Here is a 6,543-nt window from a genome sequence, read left to right on the forward strand (position 1 = left end):
CGCAGCACCCGACTTCGAGAACCCGGTCGACTCGGGCAATGACAACATCTACGACGTCGAAGTCACCGTCACCGACAACGGTGTCCCGAACCTGAGCGATGTCCAAGACATTGCTGTCACGGTGCAGGATGTTGACCCCGAGAGCACCGCGGTTGACGACACTTATGGAGGCATCATCGGCAATGTCGGGCTGAATGTACCCGCTGGCAATGGGCTATTAGCCAATGACCTCGGCGGCCCGGCGAACGTCACCGCAGTGAACGGCGGAGCCAACGTCGGCATTGCCACAGCGACCACCCATGGCACCGTCACGGTGCAAGCGGACGGTAGCTTCCTGTACGAACCGGACGCTGGAAACCTGACGGCGGATTCGTTCACCTACGAACTCGACACCGCCACCACCGCGACGGTGAATTTAACGTTCGGCACCGATCTGGTTTGGTTCATTGATGTCACGCCTAGTGGCGCCGGCAACGAAGGCACGCTCAGCGATCCCTTTACATCGATTGCTGACTACCACGGCGTTGCTGCCGCAGGTGACAAGGTCTTCATTGCCGAAGGCAGCTATACTGGCCCGCTGAATCTAAATAACAACACGATTGTGATTGGCGAAGGCGCCAGCGGCACAACCGCGTCCTTGCTGGGCGTCACTGAACCAACGGATTCTCGCACGCTACCCGGCGTGGGCGGTACTGCACCGGTGATCACGTCCGCAGGCAACGGAATCAACCTCGCCTCGGGCAACACGATCCGCGGTGTTGACATCGGCAATACAACCGGCACCGGGATCTCTGGTGTTAGCGTTGGCACCGCCACGGTCAGCGACGTCAGCATTACGGGGACTGGCGCGGGAGTGAACATCATTACCGGAACGCTGGCCATGAGCTTCGACGAGATCTCTTCGAGCAATGCCGCCGGAATCACTTTGAGCGGCGTGGGCGGCGATTTCGACGTTACCACCGGCACGATCGACTCGGGAAATTCCACCGCAGTCAGTATATCCGGCAATCCGATCGATCTCGGGGTGACGCTCGGAAGTGTATCCTCCAACGGAGCAACCAATGGTATTGTGCTGAGCAACACCACCGGCAGCTTCACGGTCACCGGCGACGGTGGATCCTCTCAAAATGGTTCGGGCGGCAGTATTCTAAACAGCACCGGCGACGCCATCTCGTTAACGACCGTGACGAATATCTCGTTGGACCAGATGACAGTCGACGATATCGGTGGTCACGGCGTGTTCGGCACCGGGGTGGTAAATTTAAGCATAAGTAACAGTACCTTCGAAGACATTGGCGACGTGGCAAACGAAGACGCCTTCTCGTTCCGCACCCAGACCGGAGGTACCGACAACAACCTCAGCGGTACCTTCACGCTCGATAACGTCGATGTCACACGGTTCCACGACACCGGCGTCCACATTTACAACGAGACCGGAACATTGACTGCCAACATCATCAACGATTCCGATTTTTCAGACAATGATGACACCAACGGCGTGTTCGGGATCAACGTTGAAACCGAAGGGGATGCCAACATGACGTTGCTGATCAACGGTAGTGATTTTGATAACATCGAGAGTAACATTGTCCGTTACGACGCAGGTTCGACCGGCATCAACGATGTGACAATCCTGAACAGCACTTCGGTCGGCGGAGGCGGTCCCAATGACTTCCCCAACGGTGGCGGTATCGAGCTGCAGGCCAACAATTCTTCGTCAACCACCTTCGATATCCGCAGCAATACGCTCGTCGACATGCGTGGCGATATTGTCAGGATCGTCAGCAGTTCTGGTAATGGCAACTTCGAAGGTCGAATCGGCGGTCCCAATGCCTCTGACGGCAACACGCTGAGTGGATCGGCGCAGGGTGACGGTATCCACATCGAGAACTTCAGTCACAATGCGACAGGCATCGAAGTCTGGACGATCTTGGTTCAGAACAACGAGATTGGCATCGACACGAGCGGGATTGCCGGCGGCCCATTCAATGGGATCGGGGACGACGGGATCCAAATCAACATCGGTGACCATGACGGAATCTCTAATATTACGATCGCTGACAACCAACTCGGCAACATTGCCTCCGAAGGAATCAAGACCTTCTTCGACGATGATCTGGCTGGCGGAACCAACCCCGACAATCGATTGAGTATCACGGATAACACGTTTACCAGCATCACGAGTGGTCAAGGGATCGAGCATGATACGCGAGACACGGCCGAGACCTGTCTGCATATCGCGGGCAACACGCTAGGCACCGCCGAAATTATCATTGACGTCCGTGACTCCTCGACGGCCACGATTTCGCAAGCGAATGTAGCGGCATTGTCGGCGGCCAATGGCGGTGCGACGGTGATCGAACAGAACAACGGCATCAGTGGATTCAATGTCCCCTGCAATCCGGTATTGCCCGGCGCTCCGCTGCTGCTCGAATCAGAACCGGGTTTAGTTGCGGGTGGTGTGCTGCTCGATGCATTAGGGTTGAGTCATGCGATTTCCGAGGCTCATAACTATTGGACCCGACAGGGAATCTCGCAGTCACAACAATCTCAGTTAGCCAATGCGGAATACTTCATCCGCGATTTGGCTGACGGCGTGTTGGGACGTGCGTTCCGCAACACCGTGTATATCGACAGCAATGCTGCCGGAATCGGTTGGCAATTGGGATCGGGGCTCGGCATTGACCTGGTCGATGTGTTGACGCACGAACTCGGGCACGTACTGGGATTCGATGATGTTTACGATTCGCATCGCGAAGGTGACGTTATGTATGGGATTCGTAGCCCATCACAAGATCTGATCAACGCATCTCGAATGAACGGGTTTGATCATGCCCTGTTACTAGGCAGCAGTTCCGTCGACCGTTTGATGTCTGATTGGGATGACGATGATCTAAGCGATTCACTAGGAATCGACCTGCCTGTTGATCTACAAACGAAGCGGCGGGGCAAAGCGTCACCATTCACTGGAACGATTGATTTGATTGATGTCGTCGATCGTCTCCGTCAGCAGTCGGACGGCGAATCCGCCGCTGAGGAGCAACGTGAGTCCGAGGAAGACACAGTAACGCTGTTAGCCGAAGGACGAAGTTAAAAGCTTTTCAAGTAACTTGTACGCACATGAAGGGGTCGGAAATGCGAAATGACCGCAGAGATTTTCTTAAGACCGCCGCCGCGGTGGGCGCCGGCACGGTTGTCGCCGGCGTGACAACAAGTCATGCCAATTCGCCGCGTGGCGCAGAGATTGATGCCTATTCCGCGCATCTTGGAAGTGAATTCACGTTCTCGCTGTCCAATGGCAATGGGTTCAAAGCCAAGTTGACGGAAGTCAACGCATCCTCCAACACGCCCGCAGGTCATCGACATCCGTTCTCGTTGGTGTTCACCGCAGCGGACGGGCTCGAAGTGCCACAGGAGGTTTACTCGATCAATCATCCGCAGTTCGGCCATCAGCAATGGTTGATTACGCCGGTGGATGGTGTTGCATCGCAGACACGCTTGGAAGCCGTTTTCGGATGAACCGATCTGGCTGATCAAACTTGACTGATCAAAAGCAAGCGAATACGTGACTCGAAAACATTGAGGAGGAGATTGGTTGGACATTGAGAAACAAGGTCAATTCAAGCTGGATGACTTTACTGCCCATGTGGGCACTGAATTCATGATTCATTCCGCATCGGGACAGGTCGTCGTCGAGTTAATCGAAGCGAAGCCGTTCGCGGTGCCTGGCCAGTTTTCGCTGCTGTTCCATGATCGTAATGCGTCGGTTCAATCGTGTTTACCTCAATCGTTGTATACGTTCACCCACGAACAGCTCTACGAACAAATGTACTTCATCGTGCCGGTCGGTCCAGACTCGACAGGCAAGGGGATTCTTTACGAGGCCGTGTTCTCTTAGCTCACGGCTGTAATCTCTCAGCCCGCTGAGATTTTTTAAACTTTTCCGCAACAATGCAACTTTCATAGGAGTCTCTCATGGCCGAACCCTTCCTGGGCGAAGTCCGACTTTTCGGCTTCAATTTTCCGCCTCGCGGATGGGCCCAATGCGATGGCGCTCTACTGCCAATTAATCAATATCAAGCACTCTTTTCGATTTTGGGCACTACCTATGGAGGCGATGGGCGGACCACCTTTGGCTTGCCCGAACTCCGCGGTCGTGCGGCGGCCCACAAAGGAGCCCTGCAGGGCGGTGGAGCGGATTTTAGTTTGGGACAAAAGTTAGGGGCGGAGTCGATCGTATTACAAACGGACCAAATTCCGCCGCACACCCATACTCTGCACGCCTCGGGGAACAACGCGAACTCGAATGTCGCTGCCGGTAATCTTTGGGCGACGGCGCCCAATACGACATACCATTCGCTTACGCCCGGTGGCCCCACGGCGCTTTCCGCGCAATCCGTTGGAAACGTCGGTGGTTCGCCGCATGAAAACATGCACCCCTTTCAAACAGTCAACTTTTGCATCGCGGTACAGGGCACGTTCCCGTCACGCAATTAGTACCCCTCGCCTCTCAGCACACACTCCCTGCACTTCAGGAGACAATCATGTCAGACCCTTACATTGGCGAAATCAAAATGTTCGCTGGTAGCTTCGCGCCTCGAGGCTACGCCAATTGCGATGGCCAGCTACTCGCGATCTCACAATACGAAGCCCTTTTCTCACTGTTTGGGACCACCTACGGTGGCGATGGGCGGACGACTTTCGGATTGCCCGACTTCAGAGGACGAACGCCGATACATCACGGTAGCGGACCAGGATTAACGCCCCGTAACTTGGGCCAAAAAGGCGGTCAAGAAATGGTCGCCTTGACGTCTTCGCAGACCGCACAACACAAGCACATTCTTTACGCCGAAAACGACTCGGCAAACGAGACGAGTCCAGCAGGCAATGCGATGGCCAACACCACCCAGCGGATCTACATAAATGAAGCACCTGTGCAGATGCATCCTAGCGGAATCGGCAATTCGCCAGGGAGTAGCCAGGCACACCCAAACATGAGTGCATACCAAACGATTCGATTCATTGTCGCCCTTATCGGGACCTTTCCGTCACGATCTTGACTTTGCCAAATTCCGACTACACACCGCACACGTCCAGAGGAACTTACTCATGTCTGAACCATTTATTGCAGAGATCAAAATTTTCGCCGGCAATTTTGCTCCTCGGGGCTACGCGTTTTGTGATGGCCAGCTGCTTAACATCTCTCAGAATACAGCCCTGTTTTCGTTGATTGGAACGATGTATGGCGGCGATGGACGCTCTACCATGGGACTTCCCAACCTAAAAGCCCGGGTACCTGTTCATGTTGGCAACGGACCAGGCTTAAGCTCTCGATCCCAAGGCTCGACCGGGGGAACGCCAACCGTGACGCTAACCGAGGCTCAAACTCCGCCCCACACGCATGGCTTGTTTGGAACCAACGAAGATACCGACGAAGAAGGCGAGACAACCGCGGCTGGCAATCTGACCGGCAAGCCCGGCGGTGCGGATGGAATCTATGCCCCCAGTGGCAACAATGTGCAAATGGCGGATGCATTGAGCACTGTCGGAACTTCAGGGCCCCATGACAACCAAATGCCAGTATTGGTGCTCAATTACATCATCGCCCTCACCGGTACCTATCCCAGCAGAAGTTGACGGTGAGATGATGACGATGAGGTTGTTACCGTCATCCTTGTAAACGCAGACCATCTCGATGGAAAATTAAAATCGTGGCTCGACCGTTAAACATCGCTTTCCGATCCATTGCTGAAGACGACCTCTCGTTTCTGTACCAGGTCTACGCGAGCACGCGTGCCGAAGAGTTGTCGTTAGTCGATTGGGACGATGCGCAGAAGGAACAGTTCCTGCAGATGCAATTTGCCGCGCAACATAAGTACTACCAAGAAAACTACTCCGACACCGTCTTTGATGTGATCGAGGTGAATGGCGAGCCCGCCGGCCGGTTGTATTTGCAGCGTCGTCGTGACGAACACCGCGTGGTCGATATCGCATTGCTGCCCGAGTACCGCGGCAAAGGGATCGGCCGCAAAATCATGCAAGACATTCTCGACGAAGCGGGGGCAGCCGGGTTGCCGGTCCGCATCCACGTTGAACACAACAACCCGGCGATGCATCTGTATCAACGGCTAGGATTCGAAAAGATCGATGACACCGGCGTCTATTTCTTGATGCAGCGATTACCACAACCATCCTCTTGTCCGCAGGAAGAGGCCAATACTTGTCAATCACAATCCGACGCGTAAGCGGTAGGCCGGATCAAGGACGCTGAATCCCGCTGGATCGCCGCACACGGTTGCCTTTTCGTATTGGCTTCCACAATGAAACCATTTGCCACCGCGTCCGCTGATCCCTCTTTGCCGCACGACGTCTCTCCATCCCCCATACGGAGCTTTCGCATCATGTCCGCTTCTACCATCAATGAATCGCCTTGTGACAACGCAGCCAATCGGCGTTCGTTCCTGCAGCGCGCATCGCTGATCACCATCACCGCCGCGGGAATGACTCCTGCATCTGTGCTTTCGGCAGCCGACGAAGAGAATC

Annotated in this window: 7 protein-coding genes; all 7 read left to right on the forward strand. The window is 54.9% G+C overall.

From position 1 onward, the window contains the following. Window positions 1-3,094 (forward strand): Ig-like domain-containing protein (locus tag RMSM_RS40860; protein ID WP_040765373.1); only part of this gene is annotated, 3,094 nt, incomplete at its 5' end. Between the two features lie 41 nt (window positions 3,095-3,135). After that, entirely contained in the window at window positions 3,136-3,519 is a 384-nt protein-coding gene (locus RMSM_RS10440) for a twin-arginine translocation signal domain-containing protein (protein WP_160168277.1), read from the forward strand. Between the two features lie 76 nt (window positions 3,520-3,595). Further along, on the forward strand, window positions 3,596-3,898 hold the full coding sequence (locus tag RMSM_RS10445; protein WP_008695176.1) for a DUF6916 family protein: 303 nt from the start codon (window positions 3,596-3,598) through the stop codon (window positions 3,896-3,898). Between the two features lie 77 nt (window positions 3,899-3,975). Continuing rightward, window positions 3,976-4,497, forward strand: coding sequence for a phage tail protein (locus RMSM_RS10450; RefSeq protein WP_008695177.1), 522 nt, complete (start codon window positions 3,976-3,978; stop codon window positions 4,495-4,497). 47 nt (window positions 4,498-4,544) lie between these two features. Beyond that, complete coding sequence (locus tag RMSM_RS10455) at window positions 4,545-5,060, forward strand: phage tail protein (protein ID WP_040765380.1); 516 nt, start codon at window positions 4,545-4,547, stop codon at window positions 5,058-5,060. Between the two features lie 49 nt (window positions 5,061-5,109). Continuing rightward, window positions 5,110-5,637 carry a phage tail protein gene (locus RMSM_RS10460; protein WP_008695178.1) on the forward strand — a complete coding sequence of 176 codons (528 nt, stop codon included), beginning with the start codon at window positions 5,110-5,112 and terminating at the stop codon, window positions 5,635-5,637. A gap of 74 nt (window positions 5,638-5,711) precedes the next feature. Beyond that, a complete protein-coding gene (locus RMSM_RS10465; RefSeq protein ID WP_008695179.1) occupies window positions 5,712-6,245 on the forward strand; it encodes a GNAT family N-acetyltransferase in 534 nt (177 codons plus the stop codon). The last annotated feature ends 298 nt before the right edge of the window (window positions 6,246-6,543 follow it).

Source organism: Rhodopirellula maiorica SM1, assembly GCF_000346295.1.
GTDB classification, from domain to species: Bacteria; Planctomycetota; Planctomycetia; order Pirellulales; family Pirellulaceae; genus Novipirellula; species Novipirellula maiorica.